Origin of the sequence: Branchiibius sp. NY16-3462-2 (assembly GCF_001594145.1) — a bacterium.
GTDB lineage: Bacteria > Actinomycetota > Actinomycetes > Actinomycetales > Dermatophilaceae > Branchiibius.
This window is the reverse complement of record NZ_LVCF01000030.1, coordinates 56,722-73,980: the sequence shown is the minus strand read 5'-3', so window position 1 is coordinate 73,980 and position 17,259 is coordinate 56,722. Positions and strand designations below refer to the sequence as shown.

11 protein-coding genes are annotated in these 17,259 nt (G+C 68.1%); 4 read left to right on the top strand and 7 right to left on the bottom strand.

The window, feature by feature from the left end; genetic code table 11:
• Nucleotides 1-7: 7 nt before the first annotated feature.
• Genes AZH51_RS08255 through AZH51_RS08240 form a run of 4 tightly spaced genes read right to left on the bottom strand, consistent with a single transcriptional unit; the run spans nucleotide 8 to nucleotide 5,257 of the window.
• Nucleotides 8-1,606 (bottom strand): acyl-CoA carboxylase subunit beta, encoded by a 1,599-nt coding sequence (locus AZH51_RS08255; RefSeq protein ID WP_291523147.1) that lies wholly within the window; start codon nucleotides 1,604-1,606, stop codon nucleotides 8-10.
• On the bottom strand, nucleotides 1,603-2,763 hold the full coding sequence (locus tag AZH51_RS08250; protein ID WP_291523145.1) for an acyl-CoA dehydrogenase family protein: 1,161 nt from the start codon (nucleotides 2,761-2,763) through the stop codon (nucleotides 1,603-1,605). Before AZH51_RS08250 ends, AZH51_RS08255 begins: the two co-directional genes overlap by 4 nt.
• Nucleotides 2,763-4,469: an acyclic terpene utilization AtuA family protein gene (locus AZH51_RS08245; RefSeq protein WP_291523144.1), complete on the bottom strand. Its 1,707-nt coding sequence runs from the start codon at nucleotides 4,467-4,469 to the stop codon at nucleotides 2,763-2,765. The genes AZH51_RS08250 and AZH51_RS08245 overlap by 1 nt, the downstream gene beginning before the upstream one ends.
• The gene (locus AZH51_RS08240) at nucleotides 4,466-5,257 is read right to left on the bottom strand and encodes a TIGR03084 family metal-binding protein (protein ID WP_291523143.1); all 792 of its coding nucleotides are present in this window, start codon (nucleotides 5,255-5,257) and stop codon (nucleotides 4,466-4,468) included. The genes AZH51_RS08245 and AZH51_RS08240 overlap by 4 nt, the downstream gene beginning before the upstream one ends.
• A 79-nt stretch (nucleotides 5,258-5,336) precedes the next feature.
• Here AZH51_RS08240 and AZH51_RS08235 point away from each other — a divergent pair, with 79 nt between their 5' ends.
• The 3 genes from AZH51_RS08235 to AZH51_RS08225 are packed head-to-tail and all read left to right on the top strand — an operon-like array spanning nucleotide 5,337 to nucleotide 9,678.
• Complete coding sequence (locus AZH51_RS08235; protein WP_291523142.1) at nucleotides 5,337-6,485, top strand: acyl-CoA dehydrogenase family protein; 1,149 nt, start codon at nucleotides 5,337-5,339, stop codon at nucleotides 6,483-6,485.
• 7 nt (nucleotides 6,486-6,492) lie between these two features.
• Nucleotides 6,493-8,070 (top strand): long-chain fatty acid--CoA ligase, encoded by a 1,578-nt coding sequence (locus tag AZH51_RS08230; RefSeq protein ID WP_291523141.1) that lies wholly within the window; start codon nucleotides 6,493-6,495, stop codon nucleotides 8,068-8,070.
• 9 nt (nucleotides 8,071-8,079) lie between these two features.
• Complete coding sequence (locus AZH51_RS08225; RefSeq protein WP_291523139.1) at nucleotides 8,080-9,678, top strand: AMP-binding protein; 1,599 nt, start codon at nucleotides 8,080-8,082, stop codon at nucleotides 9,676-9,678.
• A gap of 183 nt (nucleotides 9,679-9,861) precedes the next feature.
• Here the strand turns inward: AZH51_RS08225 and AZH51_RS08220 are convergent, their stop codons facing one another.
• The 3 genes from AZH51_RS08220 to AZH51_RS08210 form a co-directional block, all read right to left on the bottom strand.
• Complete coding sequence (locus AZH51_RS08220; protein WP_291523137.1) at nucleotides 9,862-11,346, bottom strand: HNH endonuclease signature motif containing protein; 1,485 nt, start codon at nucleotides 11,344-11,346, stop codon at nucleotides 9,862-9,864.
• A 137-nt stretch (nucleotides 11,347-11,483) separates the two neighbouring features.
• Complete coding sequence (locus AZH51_RS08215) at nucleotides 11,484-12,161, bottom strand: class I SAM-dependent methyltransferase (protein WP_291523136.1); 678 nt, start codon at nucleotides 12,159-12,161, stop codon at nucleotides 11,484-11,486.
• Between the two features lie 4 nt (nucleotides 12,162-12,165).
• Nucleotides 12,166-13,254, bottom strand: a complete 1,089-nt coding sequence (locus AZH51_RS08210; protein WP_291523134.1) for an SLC13 family permease — start codon at nucleotides 13,252-13,254, stop codon at nucleotides 12,166-12,168.
• A gap of 74 nt (nucleotides 13,255-13,328) precedes the next feature.
• Here AZH51_RS08210 and purL point away from each other — a divergent pair, with 74 nt between their 5' ends.
• Nucleotides 13,329-17,255: a phosphoribosylformylglycinamidine synthase gene (gene purL, locus AZH51_RS08205; RefSeq protein ID WP_291523131.1), complete on the top strand. Its 3,927-nt coding sequence runs from the start codon at nucleotides 13,329-13,331 to the stop codon at nucleotides 17,253-17,255.
• Nucleotides 17,256-17,259: the final 4 nt, after the last annotated feature.

Sequence of the window (17,259 nt, the reverse complement as noted above, 5' to 3'; positions counted from 1 at the left end):
GGCGGCCTCACATCCGGAAGACACCGAACTCGCCGGTGCCCTCCACTGGTCCGGAGTGGATTGCGGACAGCGTCATGCCCAGGACGGTCCGGGTGTCCCGCGGGTCGATGATCCCGTCGTCGTAGACCATCCCGGACAGGACCAACGGCAGCGACTCCGCCTCGATCTGGTTCTCGATCGCTGCCTTGATCGCCAGCGCACCCTCGTCGTCAAACGATTTGCCCTGCGCCTCTGCGGAGGCTTTGGACACGTTGTAGGTGACCTCGGCCAGTTGCTGGGCACCCATCACCGAGGACCGCGCACTGGGCCAGGTAAACAGGAACCGTGGGTCATAGGGCCGGCCACACATGCCGTAATGCCCTGCGCCGTAGGAGGATCCGAGCAGGATCGAGATGTGCGGGACGGTCGAGTTGGAGACCGCGTTGATCATCATGGCGCCGTGCTTGATGATGCCGCGCTGCTCGTAGTCCTTGCCGACCATGTAGCCGGTGGTGTTGTGCAGGAAGAGCAACGGCGTGTTGTAGCGGTTGGCCAACTGGATGAACTGCGTTGCCTTGAGGGCGTCTTCGTTGAAGAGAGCGCCGCGGGCGTTGGCCAGGATGCCGATCGGGTAGCCGTGCACATCGGCCCATCCGGTCACCAGAGAAGTGCCGAAGAGGGGTTTGAACTCATCGAACTCGGAGTCGTCGACGACGCGGGCGATGACCTCCTTGGGGTCGAAGGGCACCTTGAGATCCGGAGGTACGACGCCCAGCAACTCCTCCTCGTCGTACCGGGGCGCGGTGGCCACGGCGCGAGGCGCCGGCCCGGCCTTCTTCCAGTTCAACCGTCCGACGATCTGCCGACCGATACGGATCGCGTCCTGCTCGTCCTTGGCGAAGTAGTCGGCCAGACCGGAGACGCGGGCGTGCATTTCCGCGCCGCCGAGTTCCTCGTCGTTGCTCACCTCTCCGGTGGCCGCCTTGACCAGCGGAGGGCCGGCCAGGAAGACCTTCGAGCGCTGCTCGATCATGACGATGTGATCGCTCATCCCGGGCAGGTAGGCGCCGCCCGCGGTGCTGTTGCCGAAGACCAGCGCAATGGTGGGGATCCCGGCCTTGGACAGGTTGGTGAGGTTCTTGAACGAGCGACCGCCGGGGATGAAGATCTCCAACTGCCGGGGCAGATCGGCACCACCGGACTCGACCAGAGAGATGACCGGCAGCCGGTTCTCCAGCGCGATCGTCTGCAGCCGCAGCGATTTGCGCATCGCCCACGGGTTGGTGGCACCACCCTTCACGGTCGGGTCGGTGGCCACGATCATGCACTCGACGCCGTTGACGACTCCGATGCCGCCGGCGATGCTGCCGCCCACGGTGAACTCACTGCCGTAGCCGGCCAATGGGCACAACTCAAGGAACGGCGAGTCACGGTCGAGCAGCAGTTCGATGCGCGCCCGGGCGGTCAGCTTCCCGCGCGAGGCGTGCCGGGTGTTGGATCGCTCGCCGCCACCATCGACGGCCTTGGCCAGTTCGCCGTCGATCTCGACCAGCTTCTCCTGCATCGCCGCGACGTTCGCGGCGTACTCCGGACTCCTGGTGTCGAGCGCGGACGTCAGCGTGCTCATGCGGTCAGGCCCAGGTTGCGGGCCGCGAGCTGGCGCAGGATCTCGACGGTGCCGCCGCCGATACCGAGGATGCGCATGTCGCGGTACTGACGCTCGACCTCGCCCTCGGTGAGATAGCCCATCCCACCGAACAGCTGCACGGCCCGGTCAGCCACCCACTCGCCGTACTCCGTGGCGGTGTTCTTGGCGAAGCAGACGCGCGGGATGAGGTCGGTCGTGTCCCCGGCCTCGGCCTGGTCGACGACGGCATGCGTGTAGGTGCGCGCGAGGTCGATCTTGCGGGCCATGTCGGCCAGGGTGTCCTGCACGGACTGGCGGCTGATCAGCGGTTCGCCGAAGGTGACGCGGTCGCGGCACCATTGCACCGTGAGGTCCAGGCAGCGCTGGGCGTGCGAATACGCCTGTGCTGCAAGCCAGATGCGCTCACTGACAAAGTGGGCGCCGATCTGGGCGAAGCCGGTGTTCTCCTCACCGACCAGATTTCGCACCGGCACCCGGACGTCCTCGAAGCTCAACTCAGCGGTATCGGAGCAGTGCCAGCCCATCTTCTGCAGCTTCTTGCTGACGGTGAAGCCGGGCGTACCCTTCTCGAGCACCAGCAGCGACACCCCGCGGGCCCGGGGCAGCTCGGGGCCACCGGTGCGGACCGCGGTGACGACGAAGTCGGCGCGGGTGCCGGAGGTGATGAAGGTCTTGGCCCCGTTGACGACGTATTCGTCGCCATCGCGGCGGGCGGTGGTGCGCAGGCCACCCACGTCGGATCCGCCGCCGGGCTCGGTGATCGCCAGCGAGCCGATGATGTCGCCGTCCAGGGCCGGACGGACCCAGCGATCGATCTGCCAGGGGTCGCCGGCGGCGATCAGGTGCGGCACGTTGATCCCGGTAGTGATCATCGAGGCGGGCACGCCACCCGCGGCACCGGCCTCCAGCAGGGCTTCCGTGACCGTGACCGAGGCGCGCAGGCCACCACCGCCGCCGCCCGCCTCCTCGGGGTAGCCGGCCCCGAGCAGTCCGAGGGCGCCGGCCTGCTTCGACAGTTCGCGGGGCAGTTCGCCGTCGGCCTCCCACTGGTCCTGGTAGGGCAGGATCTGGTCCTTCGTGAATCGCGTGACGGTGTCCCGCAACGCGCGTAGCTCGTCGGTCTGCCAGGGGTTCATCAGTGGCCTTCCTGGGGTAGCAGGGATCGGGGGATGTCGAGGTAGCGACTGCGCAACCACTCACCGAGACCTTTGGCCTGCGGGTCGAAGCGCGCCTGGTAGGCGACGCCCTCGCCGAGGAGGTCCTCGATCAGGAAGTTGACTGCTCGCAGGTTCGGGAACACCGTGCGGTGAATGGTCAGGTCGGCGGCTTCGGGGAGTAGCTCGCGGACCTTGTCGGTCGTGAGTGTGCTTGCGAGCCAGGAGAATCCGGCATCGTCCCGGGCCCAGAGGCCGATGTTGGCGCTGCCGCCCTTGTCGCCGCTGCGGGCACCGGCGACGCGGCCCAGCGGCGCGCGTACCGTCTCGCCCCCGGGCGCAGGCGCAATGGCAGGTACGTCGATCGCAGTCTCGGTCAGGTAGCTACCGGGTGCGTCGATGCTCTGCTGCGTACCGTCGGGCAGGGTGACCCGGTGCTCGACCGACTCCTGGGGGATGAATCCGGGCGTGAAGACGCCGTACGCCGTGGCGTCCGCCGGCGGGGTCATCGAGTGGAACCCGGGGTAGCTGGCCAGCGCGATCTCGACGCCGGCGTTGCTGAACGCCCGGCCCACGACCTTCGGGTCCTTGTCGCGGGCAGTGACGATGAGTTTGGCGGAGGCGCCCTCCTCGGTGTCCGCGTCGGCGACGGCAGTCTTGGTGAGCTCCCAATCCAGCTGTGCGGGTTGGGTTTTCAGCGCCTGCTCGAAGCCGCGCCGCGCAAGATCGGCCTTGGCGTCAATATCCAGTCCGGTGAGCACCATGGCGACCTGGTTGCGATAGCCACCGAGCGCGTTGCACGACACCTTCAACGTGGCCGGGGGTGCTTCACCGGTGATGCCATCCACCAGGACCCGGTCCGGACCCTCCTGGGACAGCCGGATGCTGTCGAGACGGGTCGTGACGTCGGGCCCGTAGTAGCGCTGGGCGCCGATCTCGTAGAGCAACTGCGCGGTCACCGTGTCCACGGTGACCGCACCGGCAGTCCCGGGGTGTTTGGTGATCACGCTGCTGCCGTCGGCACGGATCTCCGCGATCGGGAAGCCGGGGTGCAGCAGATCGGCGATTTCGGTGAAGAAGGCGAAGTTGCCACCGGTCGCCTGGGTGCCGCACTCGATGATGTGCCCGGCGACTGTGGCACCGGCCAGCGCGTCGTAATCCTCACGGCCCCAACCGAATCGGGCGATCGCCGGACCGATGATGACTGAGGCGTCGGTGACCCGGCCGCTGATCACCACGTTCGCGCCCGAGCGCACGCCCTCGGCGATGCCGAACGCGCCGAGATAGGCGTTCGCAGCGAGCGACTCAGGCAACCCCAGATCTGCGGCGCGGGCGGTCACGTCGTCGCCATCGACGTACGCGACGGTGGCGCCAAGGCCAAGCCGCTCGGACAGGTCATGGATCGCCGCTGCCAACCCGGCGGGGTTCTGCCCGCCGGCGTTGCTGACGATCTGCACACCCTTGTCGATCGCCAGGCCAAGGCACTCCTCGAGTTGCCGCAGAAAGGTCTTGGCGTAGCCGAGCGTCGGGTCCTTGGCCTTGTCCCGGCCCAGGATCAGCATGGTCAGCTCGGCCAGGTAGTCGCCGGTCAGTACGTCGAGCGGACCGCCTTCGAGCATCTCGCGCATCGCGCTGATCCGGTCGCCATAAAAGCCGGAGCAGTTGCCCACCCGTAGCGCGTCCGTCATGCCAGAGCCTCCGTCGTGTGGGCGGCGCGCACCGCCGCTTTGGGTGCGCCGGCAAACGCCTGCGCGATGGTCAGCCACTGCGTGGCGGCGCCGGGCGTGGCGACCAGGTCCACCTCCGGCAGTTCGCGGCGCTGGGTCACCGCCAGGCAGAAGTCCTCGGCGGGACCGGTGACCCGGTCCGTTGCGTCCTCCGGTCCCCAGGTCCACACCTCGCCCGAGGGAGCGGTCAGCTCAACGCGCGGCTCCGCGGCGGGGACCGGGAGGCCGTTGATGGTGTAGGCGAAACCCCGGGTCCTGACCCCCAGGTGGGCGATGTCCCTCAGGCGGTCGGTGGCCACTCGACGTACGCCGAGGGCATCGGCCACGTCCTGACCGTGCGCCCAGGTCTCCATCAGTCGTGCGGTCGCCATCGAGCGGGGCTTCATCGGGGGGCCGAACCACGGAATGCTGGTGTCGTCCGGCAGCGCCCGCAGCAGGTCGGCGAGCTGGGCGCGCCCGGCGCGCCACTGCGAAAGTAGTTGTGCTGCAGGCAGTTCGGCTCGCTCCGCGGCAGTCGTGTCGGTGAAGTGCAACGGATCGTCGGCAGCCCGGGCGAGGACTTCGGCAAACGCTCCAGGATCGGTTGCGGCAGCCACCGTCACCTCGTCGGTCCACGCCAGATGGCCGATCTGGTGCGCGATACTCCAGCCGGCGGCGGGGGTGGCCCGGGACCACTCGGCGGTGGGCAGCTCGTGCACCAACACGTCCAGGTCGTCGCCCTCGGCGATGAGGTGATCCACGGTGCTCATGAGGTCCGACCGTTTCACACATCAATAAAACAAGCAAGAGCGCTTGTTTTCCAAAGTGTGACCCAGATAACGTTCGGGTATGCGACTCACCGATGATCACCGCTCGTTCGCGGCCACCGTGCGATCGGTGATCGACACCCAGATCAACCCCTACGTCGACCAGTGGGAGGCGGACGGGATTTTCCCGGCGCACGAGCTCTTCCCGCAGCTGGGCAAGTACGGGTTGCTGGGCCTGGAGTACGACCCGGAGGACGGCGGCGAAGGGGCGGACCACTCCTACACGATGGTGGCGTGTGAGGAGCTGGGTCGGATCGCAGCCGGCGGCGTCTCGATGGCGATCAACGTGCAGGCCAACATGGCCACGCCCTCCCTGGCGAAGTACGGCTCGGCCGCGCTGCGCGAGCGTTTCCTCCGCCCGGCGATCGCCGGTGAGATGGTCGCCGCGATCGGCGTGACCGAGCCGGACACCGGATCGGACGTCTCCGCGCTGCGCACGCGCGCGGTCAGGGATGGCGACGACTGGGTCATTACCGGCCGGAAGCTCTACATCACCAACGGCGTGCAGGCGGACTGGGTGTGTCTCCTGGTGCGCACCTCGGACGAGGGTGGCTACCGCGGGATGTCCCAGATCGTCGTACCCACCGCGTCCGAGGGGTTCTCGGTCGCCCGGAAGCTGGACAAGCTCGGCAACCGGTCATCGGACACCGCCGAACTCGTGCTCGACCAGGTGCGCGTCCCGGTCGAGAACACGATCGGAACCATCGGTCGCGGTTTCCAGCAGCAGATGGAGCAGTTCGTCATCGAGCGGATGTCCGCGGCGTACTCCATCGTCGGTCAGATCGACGTCGCCCTGGAGAAGACCCGCGAGTACCTCCTGCAGCGGACGACGTTCGGCAAGCCGCTGGCCCAGCACCAGTACATCGCCTTCCGGCTGACCGAGCTCGCCGCGCGCAACGACCTGCTGCGTCACCACAACCAGGCGGTGTGCGAGGCGACGATGGCAGGGGAGGACATCACCCGGATGGCGTCGATTGCCAAGTGGGAGGCCGGGCGGTTGGTGCGTGAGGTCGCTGACATGTGCCTGCAGTTCCACGGTGGGATCGGCTACATGGAGGAGACCTGGACCGCGCGGATGTTCCGCGACGCCCGGCTCGCCTCCATCGGCGGTGGCGCCGACGAAGTCATGTTGCAGGTCGTCGCCCGTATCGACGGCTACCCCCTGAGCTGAGGAAGCTATGGACAACGCACTGGGTGTCGACGCCGGATTCGGCGACTGGGTCACCAAGCACGCGCTGCGCAACCCGGATCGGCCGGCTCTGATCAGCGCCGAATCGGGGGAGGTCACCACCTACGCCCAGCTCGAGGCGCGCACCAACCAACTTGCAGATGCACTGAGCCGCAAAGGAATCGACCGCGGCGACCGCGTCGCAATGTTGACTCTGAACAGTGTGGCGATGATGGAGATCTACATCGCCGTCGCCAAGCTCGGGGCGATCAGCGTGCCGGTCAATTTCCGGTTGTCGGCGCCTGAAGTCCGCTACGTGCTGGCCGACAGCGGCGCCAAGGTCCTGTTCGAATCGACCTCGCTGGCCAAGCTCGCGGAGGCCGCCTGCGCGGAGGGCACGGCGATCCATACGCGGATTGCGGTGCCCACCGCGGCCGACCGGGCCGCGGGGACGTCGAGTGAGTACGAGTCGCTCCTCGGCAGCGGTAGCCCCGCACGGGACACCCGGTTGATCGACATGGACGAGGTGTGCGTGCTGATGTACACCTCGGGCACGACCGGCGCACCCAAGGGAGCAATGCTCACCCACGGCAACTTCCAGTGGAACGTCTTCAACGGACTGGGTCTCGGCGAGGGAAACAACAGTCGCGACGTCACGTTGTCCAGCGCTCCGCTGTTCCATATCGGGGCGCTCGGAGTGCACACCGCGCCGTACCTGTATCTCGGGGCGTGCACAGTGATCCAGGAAGCGTTCACTCCTGAGGCCTGGCTGGACCTGGCCGAGCGCTACCGCGTCACCAACGCGTTCCTGGTCCCGGCGATGTGGGCTGCCGTGCTGAACGCTCCGTCGTTCGGCGGGCGCGACCTGTCGTCCCTGAAGGCAGCGGTCAGTGGCGGAGCTCCGTGCCCGATCGTGGTGATCGAGGGCATGCGCGCCCGGGGGGTGCAGTTCACCGAGGGCTTCGGGATGACCGAGACCTCGCCGAACGCGTCGGGCTTGCAGCCCGATGAGGTGGTGGATCACGCAGGATCGATCGGCAAACCGCTCATGCACGTGGAATTCCGGTTGGTCGACGAGAACGGTGAGGACGTGCCGATCGGTGAGGTCGGCGAGTTGGTCATCCGCGGCCCGAACATCATGGCCGGCTATTGGAAGAAGCCGGAGGCAACCGCTGAGGCGATGCGCGGTGGCTGGTTCCACACCGGCGACCTGGGGCGCCGCGATGAGGCTGGTTTCTACACCCTGGTCGACCGCAAGAAGGACATGATCATCACCGGCGGTGAGAACGTCTATCCCATCGAGGTCGAGCAGGTGATGTACCGGCACCCGGCAGTCAACGAGGTGGCCGTGATCGGCGTACCCGACACCGCGTGGGGCGAGACCATCGTGGCCGTCGTGGCGCTCACGCCGGACGGACAGGTGGACGGGGACGAACTGCTGGCGTGGACCCGCGACCACGTCGCGCACTTCAAGTCGCCCAGGCGCGTGGAGTTCGTCGATTCCCTTCCGCGGACCGCGACCGGGAAAGTGTTGAAGCGGGACCTGCGTGAACTCTATGGCGGCGCGGCCAGCGCCGTGAACCGTTAGGAGCTGGTAATGAAAGCTGATGTGTCGCAGGTTGATCCGCTCGAATACAACCTGGCCACGCGGGTCAACATCGGTGACTCGTTGCGCCGCATGGCGGGGATGTTCCCCGACCGGGTGGCGGTGGTGGACGGTGCGGATCGGGTGACGTACGCCGAGTTGAACGACTCCGCGGAGCACGTCGCTCGCGCTCTGCTGGACCTGGGTCTTCCGGCGCAGAGTCCGGTGGCGATGCTGATGATGAATTCCTGGCGGTTCCTGTCCACCTATTACGGCTGCGCGAAGTCCGGCATGGTGGCGATGCCGGTCAACATCGTGCTGACGGCTGCGGACCAGCGGTGGATCCTGGCCGATGCGGAAGCCACAGTCATCGTGGTCGATGCGATGTTCGCGCCGCGGGTCGCTGCCCTGCTGCCGGACCTGCCGCTCGTCGAGACGGTGATCGTCGTGGGCGGTGGTGAGCCGTTCGAGCGCGTGCGCACGGAGGACTGGGACGCGTGGGCCGGGGCGGCCTCCGATCTGCCGGTCGAGGTCATCGTCGAGGACCGGGACATCGTGCAGTGTCTCTACACCTCCGGCACGACCTCCCGGCCGAAGGGCGTGCTGGTCAGTCACGTGTCGCTACAGATCGCGTTGCTGTCCGATGTGATCGTGACCCGGCAGACCTGGGGCGTGAGCGCGCCGACGATGCTCGTGGTGTTGCCGATGTTCCACACCACGGCGCTCAACACCTTGACCCAGCCGATGCTGACCGTGGGTGGCACGGCAGTGCTGTTGCCGGCTTTCGACCCGAATGCCGTCCTCGATCTGATCGAACGCGAGAACGTCACGCACACCATGATGTTGCCGATGATGTGGGCGGCCACGCTCGCGGCGTTCAAGGCGAAGCCGCGTGATGTCAGCGGGGTCACCACGGCCATCTATGCGATGGCGCCGATGCCGGATGAGTTGCTGGCTGCGGTCGATGACGCCTTCACCAACGCCGACGTCATCCTGGGTTCCGGCCAGACGGAGGTCGTGCCGGCGACGGTCATGCAGTTCCCCGAGCACCGGCACAGTGCCCCCACCTCCTGGGGATCGGCGGTTCCGACGTTGGACGTGGGGATCATGCAACCGGGCGGTGGCATCGTCCCGATCGAAGAGACCGGCGAGATCGTCTACCGCGGCGCCAACGTGTGCGCCGGCTACTGGAACAACCCTGCCGCCAACGCGGCCGCCTTCGCGGGCGGCTGGTTCCACAGCGGCGACGTCGGGCACATCGACAAGGACGCGGTCGTGTGGTTCACCGACCGGGTCAAGGACATCATCAAGTCCGGCGGCGAGAACGTCTCGTCAGTCATCGTCGAGCGCGTCGTCGGTGGGGTGCCGGGCGTAGCGGAGTGCTGTGTCGTGGGCGTGCCCGACGAACACTGGGGTGAATCCGTCACAGCGGTGGTCGTGGCCGACGGCTCAGTGCCCGCCGAGCAGCTCGCGGACGACGTGATCGCGGCAGCGAAGCAACGGCTCGCGGGCTTCCAGGTCCCCAAGAAGGTCACCGTGCTGCCGGAGCTCCCGAAGACGGCCACCGGCAAGATCCAGAAGCACGAGGTCCGAGCCGCCCTGCGCGAGTAAGCGCTCTCGGCGGCCGCCCGGCTGGCTGCGCGCGGCTGGCTGCGCGCGGTTGGCCCGGCTGGTTTGCCCGCTCGCCCGGCTGGCCCGCTCGCCCGGCTGGTTTGCCCGCTCGGCTGGCCATCCCGCTGGCCGCCCGCTTGGCTGGCTGCGCGCGGGTGCAGTGGCTTGCGCCCACATCGCGCGTCAACCGGTTCGCTCGCGGGCGGTCCAGCGGTAGTTGCGTTGCCATTGCAGGGCGCCGACCGGGTTGTCGGGGGTGAACAGGTCGCCTCCGTAGTCAGCGTTCGTTTTCTGCCCGATGACCGGTGGGACCAGGAATTCGAGGTAGCCGTTGCGTTCGCGGATCTGGACGTGCCGGTCGTGTACGAGGCGGTGGTGGTGGGCGCATAGCAGGCAACCGTTGCCCAGATCAGTAGCGCCATGCGAATCGTCGGGGTTTCGGGGTGTCCAGGGGTTGCGCCAGTGGTGGCCTTCACACCATTGCGGGGGCCGGTCACAGCCGGGGTAGGCACAGCCCCGGTCCCGCATGGCCAGGGCGCGGCGTTGGGTGGCGTTGAACAACCGTTGGAGTTGGCCCAGGTCCAGCGGTAACGGTTTGCCGCCCAGCACTTGGGGCAGGATCCCGGCGCCGCAGCCGATCTGTCGGGCTTTGGCGGCGGAGATCCGTGCCCCCGAGGGCAACGTGCCGGGGCCGAGTTGCCCGGTGAGGGTGTCGTAGTCCACGTTCACACTCAGCACGGCGCTGATGCCGCCGGCGTTGGGTAACGCATCGGCGGGTAGGTGGGAGCAGATGATCGCGAACGCCCGCCCTTGCCGGTGCCGCTGATCCGACGGCAACCCAGCATCCGCCTCGGCAGCATCCGCCCCGTCCGCATCCGCCTCAGCTGATTCCAGGTGGTAGCGGCGGGGTGCGGCGAGGGCTTCCACGGCGCTGCGCAGCATCTCTGCTTCGGTGTCGGGCAGGGTGAATCCGCCGCGGTGGGTGCCGTCGCGGTTGTCGCGCATCCAGAACCGGGTGTTGCGGGCGGCGCGGCGTTCCCGGGCGCGTAGTTGGCCTTCTTCGTGCTGGTCGGCTTCGGCGGGGGTTTTGAACGCCTCGGCGGTGCGGGTCGCGGCCCGCCCCAAATCCTGGATCGACAGCAACCGGGCGGCATCCAGTAACGATTCCTGGGCTCGGACCCGGTCAGCGGCCTCGACGGCGATGGGGAGGTGGTTCAGGGCGCGGGCGATGACCCCGGCCTGGTCCCGGTTGACCCGGCCTTGGGCCAACGCGTCTTCGATGATGGGGGTGTTGGATAACTGGATCGCGGTGCGGACGAACGCGTTCGCGTCGGTCCGGTCGCCACCGAAGTCCTGGGCTAGTAACTGCCCGGTGCTGATCGCGCCGGCGACACGGGCCGCGTCACGTTCGTGTAATCCCCGCGCCAGCACCATCAACACCGCGTCGATCCGCGCTTTGGCCCGGGACAGTGAGGAGCTCAACGCCCGCAGATCAGCGTCGGTGACCGGCTCGTCAGTGACGAGCTCGCCGGTGTCGGGGTCGACGGTAGCCGCGCCGTCAACGGTCCGGCGCGAGGTCAGTGCGTCCAGCGCGGTGTGCACGCCGGCAACACCCGCCGCCCACGAAACCCCCTGCACCACAACAGAATCAGCGACATCCGAACTCACACCATCCGCAACCATGACCCCACCCCCTTCCCGTCCCCACGAGAAGCCTGAACCAATACCCCAAACCCTAGGCGGACCCACCGACAAGAACCCAGGACGAAAACGCCCGGGGTGGATAACCGGCGCGTTCCTGGTCGCTATCCACAAGCGGCCGCGTTTGTTCCGCTCATCAGGGCCCGACGCGCAACGACCACCGCCTGTGGGTCGACTTCGGAGCCGATCGGACCGCGCTCCATCCGAGCCACTAGATCCAGGCCTCCTGCCGCGAGTCGGTCGACCATCTCATCGACGGACCGGTGGTAGCGGTGCATCACGACCGGTTGGCCCAGCGCTCCATATCCTCGACCCACCTGGCGCATGCCCTCGCCCACCTGGAAGGCGACGAGGAGCAAGCCGCCCGGGCGCAGGACCCGGGCCATCTCCGCGAACATCAGGCCGAGGTCCTCGTCGGGGTTGTGGATGGTCGAGTACCAGGAGAAAACGCCGTCGAACGTGGCGTCCGGGTAGTCCAACGCGGTCAGACTGCCCACCTTCGACGGGTAGCTGGGGTGGTCGCGTTGCGCCCGGCGGATCATCTGTGGTGAGAGGTCGACGCCCCCGGGACGGCACCCGCGCCCGTCGAGGTAGGGCAGCATCCGCCCCGCCCCGCAACCGGCGTCCAGGACCCGCCGTGGATCCTCGAGGAGCGAGGCAAAGTAGTCGATCATCGCCAACTCGACCGCGTGTTCCGCCTCCGTGGACACGAGCCGGTCGGCGTAGATATCGGCGATGGCGTCGTACGCCGCCCTCGTCACATTCTCCTCGGCCGCGGGCATGCCTTCAGCTAATCAGGGCTAGGGCGAACACCGCCGCCGCAACGGACGCGACCGCCGCTACGAGCCCCTCTGCCGCCAGTCGCTGTGGGGAAATAGCAAGGCCCGCCGCGCGGCACCGCTGCCGCCACAGCAACGTTGCCAGCGACGCCCACACCGTGACCAGCGGCCCGACGTTCACGCCGATCAGCAACGCCATCAGCCGGGCGGGAGCGTCAGAGGCGACCGATTCCAGCGCCAGGTACGCCGGCAGGTTGTTGACCGCGTTCGCAGAGACCGCACCGGTGGCCGCGACCCGTGCCAGGGAGGAAGGACCGCTGCCGGAGCCCACGGCCGACGAAAGGAACGACCGCAGCCCGTGGTCCAGCGCCAGTTGCACCACCAGGAAGAGCAGGATGACGCCCACCACCAGCCGCCACGGCACTGCGATCTCCCGCAACCGCGACCTGTCTCTGACCCAGAGGACAGCAACCAACACCACCGCCGCCACCGACGCCGGGATCGCCGGCACCAGCCCGGTCACGAACAGCGGCCCGAGTAGGACGCACACCAGACCTGCCGACCACAGCAGGACCCGGTCGTGCGGCGACGGAGGCGGCGACACGTCGTACGTCCCCCGGAGAGCGGCGCGATGGCGCAAAGCCAGCACCACCACGGTCGCCCCGATCGCGGCCAGCGCGGGCGCCCAGGACAGCCGCAGGTAGGCACCGGTGGACCCCAGGTGGTGCAGGGCCAGCAGGTTGGTGAGGTTCGAGACGGGCAGCAGGAGCGACGCAGTGTTGGCCAGCCACAGCGTGGTCATCGCGAACGGCACCGGCGAGACCCCCACCTGCGCGGCCACCGTGATGGCCACGGGCGTCAACAGGACCGCGGTCGTGTCCAGGCTCAGCACGATGGTGCTCACGCAGGCCAGCGCCACGATCAGCAGCCACAACCGCCACGTCCGACGCCCCCCGGCCCGTGCCGCCCAGTGCGCCGCAACGTCGAACACGCCCGCGATCGAAGCGATTTCGGCGACAACCGTGATCGCGACCAGGAAGACGAGCACCGGCCCGACCCGTGCCGCGAGATCGAGCACCTCGTGGGCGCTGAGCACCGCATGACGCTAGCAGCCCGCCCCACCGGTAGCCTGAGGGCGAACACCGCCGCGTTAACCCGGGAGACCCACGCATGCCCGCTGCGCACGATCACGTGCTCACCGTCGTCCCCGGAGGCAATGCCCTCTCGCCCTTCCGATCGGCGGGGCTGGTCACGCGACTGCAGGCCGCCGTACCCACCGTCACCGGAGTCAGCGCGCGCTACGTGCACTGGGTGGCCAGCGCCGCGCCGCTGTCCCCGGACGTGCAGGCGACCGTCGAGCGCTTATTGACGTACGGCGACCCCTGGGTTCCCGGGGCACCCGGGGTTCTCGTCGTGGTCGCTCCGCGACTTGGCACCATCTCACCGTGGGCGTCCAAAGCGACCGACATCGCGCACAACTGCGGGGTCGAGGTGCACCGGATCGAGCGGGTCACCGAGTTCACCGTGGCCTCCTCCGCATCGCTCACCGAGGAAGAGTGGGAGTTCTGCGCGGACGTGCTGCACGACCGGATGATCGAGGTAGCCTTCCCGGCCCGTGAGGACGCCGCAGCGCTGTTCGCCGAGCGCGAGGCCGAGCCGATGGAGCACGTCGACATCCTGCGGCACGGCCGCTCGGCGTTGGAGGAGGCCAACCGCGAGCTCGGCCTGGCTCTGTCCGATGACGAGATCGACTACTTGGTGGAGTCGTTCACGGGCCTCAAGCGCAACCCCACGGACGTCGAGTTGATGATGTTCGCGCAGGCCAACTCCGAGCACTGCCGGCACAAGATCTTCAACGCCGACTTCATCGTCGACGGGCAGGTCGAAACCCGGTCGTTGTTCGGGATGATCCGGCACACCGAGCAGGTCGCAGGTGGGGGCACGGTCGTTGCTTACAAGGACAACGCGTCGGTGATGGTGGGAGGGCGCCGCACCCGGTTCCTGCCCGCCGACACCGACGGCCCGTCGGCCTATCGCGCGCGTGAGGACGACGTGCACGTCCTGATGAAGGTCGAGACGCACAACCACCCCACGGCGATCAGTCCGTTCCCCGGGGCTGCGACCGGTGCCGGTGGCGAGATCCGTGACGAAGGCGCGACCGGTCGGGGCTCGGCGCCAAAGGCTGGTCTAACCGGTTTCGTGGTGTCCAACCTGCATCTCCCCGGCACTGAGGAGCCCTGGGAGACAGAGGAATACGGCGCTCCGTCACACATTGCGTCACCGCTGGACATCATGATCGAGGGTCCGATCGGCGCGGCCGCCTTCAACAACGAGTTCGGTCGCCCGGGCCTGGGCGGATTCTTCCGGGTCTACGAGCAGACCGTCGACGGCGTGCGTCGCGGCTATCACAAACCGATCATGAGCGCTGGCGGCCTGGGCACGATCAGCGCCGACCTGGTCGAGAAGATCCCTTTCCCCGCAGGCACGTTGCTGATCCAGATCGGCGGACCGGGTATGCGGATCGGGATGGGCGGCGGGGCTGCATCGTCGATGGCTGCGGGCACCAACGCCGCCTCGTTGGACTTCGACTCGGTGCAGCGCGGCAACCCCGAGATCGAGCGCCGAGCCCAGGAAGTCATCAACCACTGCTGGTCGCTCGGTCCGGACGAGAACCCGATCCTCGCGATCCACGACGTGGGCGCGGGCGGGCTGTCCAACGCCTTCCCCGAGTTGGTCGACGACGCCGGGCTGGGTGCCCGGTTCGACCTGTCCGCAGTGCCGTTGGAGGAATCGGGCCTCGCGCCCAAGGAGATCTGGTGCAACGAATCGCAGGAGCGGTACGTCGTGGCGATCGCCCCCACGTCCCTCGCCCGGTTCGCTGCGCTGTGCGAGCGTGAGCGTTGCCCGTACGCCGTGGTCGGAGTGGCCGCCGACGACGGCGAGCTGGTGGTCACCGCAGGGTCGGCTGAGCCGGATTCCCCGTTCCCCGACCCCGTCGGTGAGGACACCCCAGGTGTCGCCGCCGGTGATCTGCCGATCGACATGCCGATGCAGGTGCTGCTGGGCAAACCGCCGCGCATGACACGGGACGTGACCCGGGTGGCACGGGAGGGGACCTCCTTCGACGAGTCCGCGATCGACGTACGGGAGGCGGCCTATGCGGTGTTGCGGCACCCGTCGGTGGCCAGCAAGCGGTTCCTGATTACAATCGCCGACCGCACCGTTGGTGGCCTGACGCACCGCGACCAGATGGTCGGCCCGTGGCAGGTGCCGGTCGCCGACGTGGCGGTGACCCTCGCAGACCACGTCGGTTTCGCGGGCGAGGCGATGGCCAGTGGTGAGCGAACTCCGTTGGCCTCCAAGGATGCTCCAGCATCGGGCCGCATGGCGGTCGGTGAGGCGCTGACCAACCTGCTGGCGGCGCCGGTCACGTCGCTCTCGGGCGTGAAGCTGTCCTGCAACTGGATGGCCGCCTGCGGTGAGCCCGGTGAGGACGCTGCGCTCTACGACACGGTGTCGGCGGTCGCGATGGAGTTGTGTCCAGCGCTCGGCATCTCGGTGCCCGTGGGTAAGGACTCTCTGTCGATGCGGACCCGCTGGTCGGAGGATGGTGTCACCAAGCAGGTGACTTCGCCGGTGTCACTGGTCGTCACCGCGTTCGCCTCCTTGCCGGACGTGCGGGGGACGTGGACCCCTGCGCTGCAGGGTGATTCGAAGCTCGTCCTGGTCGACCTGGGTGGCGGCAGGAACCGCCTCGGCGGATCGATGTTGGCCCAGGTGTCGGACGCCTTTGGCTCCGACGTGCCGGACCTCGACGACCCGGACCAGGTGCTGGCTCTCGCGGACGCGTTGGCCGAGCTGCGCGAGGCGTCGCTCGTGACGGCCTATCACGACCGCTCCGACGGCGGCTTGTGGGCGGCGGCCTGCGAGATGGCGTTCGCCGGTGCGACCGGGGTGTCCCTCGAAGTCCCCTCCGTCGCATCGCTGTTCACCGAGGAGCTCGGTGTCTTGCTGGAGGTGCCGACCGACTCGCTGGAGGCGGCGTCGGGCGTCCTGCGGTCGCGCGGCCTGCCGTTCTCCGTGGTCGGGGAGCCCAATTCGTCGCGGCGCGTGACGGTTTCGATTGACGGCGCGCCGACCTTGGACGAGTCGCTGCGGGACCTCGCGCAGGCGTGGGACGAGGTGTCCTGGCGGATCGCCCGACTTCGCGACAACCCGGAGTGCGCCGATCAGGAGCACGCTGCTTTTGCCGCAGATGACGACCCCGGACTGGTGGTGACAACGACGTTTGATCCGACGGACGACGTTGCCGCGCCGTACGTTTCGAAGGGTTCCCGACCCAATCTGGCGGTCCTTCGCGAGCAGGGCGTGAACTCGCACGTCGAGACCGCGTTCATGTTCGACCGGGCGGGGTTCGACGCGTACGACGTGCACATGACCGACCTGCAGAGCGGTCGGATCGCGCTGAGCGAGTTCACCGGTCTGGTCGCCGCCGGTGGCTTCTCCTACGGCGACACGCTCGGCGCGGGGGAGGGCTGGGCACGATCGGTGCTCTTCCACCCCGAACTCACCGACCAGTTCCGCGAGTTCTTCCACCGCAGTGGCACGTTCGGACTCGGCATCTGCAATGGGTGTCAGATGTTCGCGGCGTTGGCCGACCTGATCCCCGGTGCCGACGCCTGGCCGCTGTTCACCCGCAACGTCTCCGAGCAGTACGAAGCCCGGCTGACGCAGGTCGAGGTGCTGGAGTCGCCGTCGGTGTTGTTCGCCGGGATGGCCGGCAGCCGGGTCCCCATCGCGGTCGCCCACGGCGAGGGTTTCGCGAACTTCTCGGCCCGTGGTTCACTCGAAAACGTCCACCAGGCAGTGCGATTCGTTGACCATGATGGCGGCATCGCCACGACGTACCCGCTCAATCCAAACGGATCGCCGCAGGGCCTCACCGCCGTGACCACCGACGACGGCCGATTCACCGCGATGATGCCGCACCCGGAGCGGGTCAGCCGCAACGTGCAGATGTCCTGGACCTCGGGTCCGGTGGAGCAAGAGAGCCCCTGGCTGCGGATCTTCCGCAACGCCCGGGTGTTCGTTGGGTAGTTGG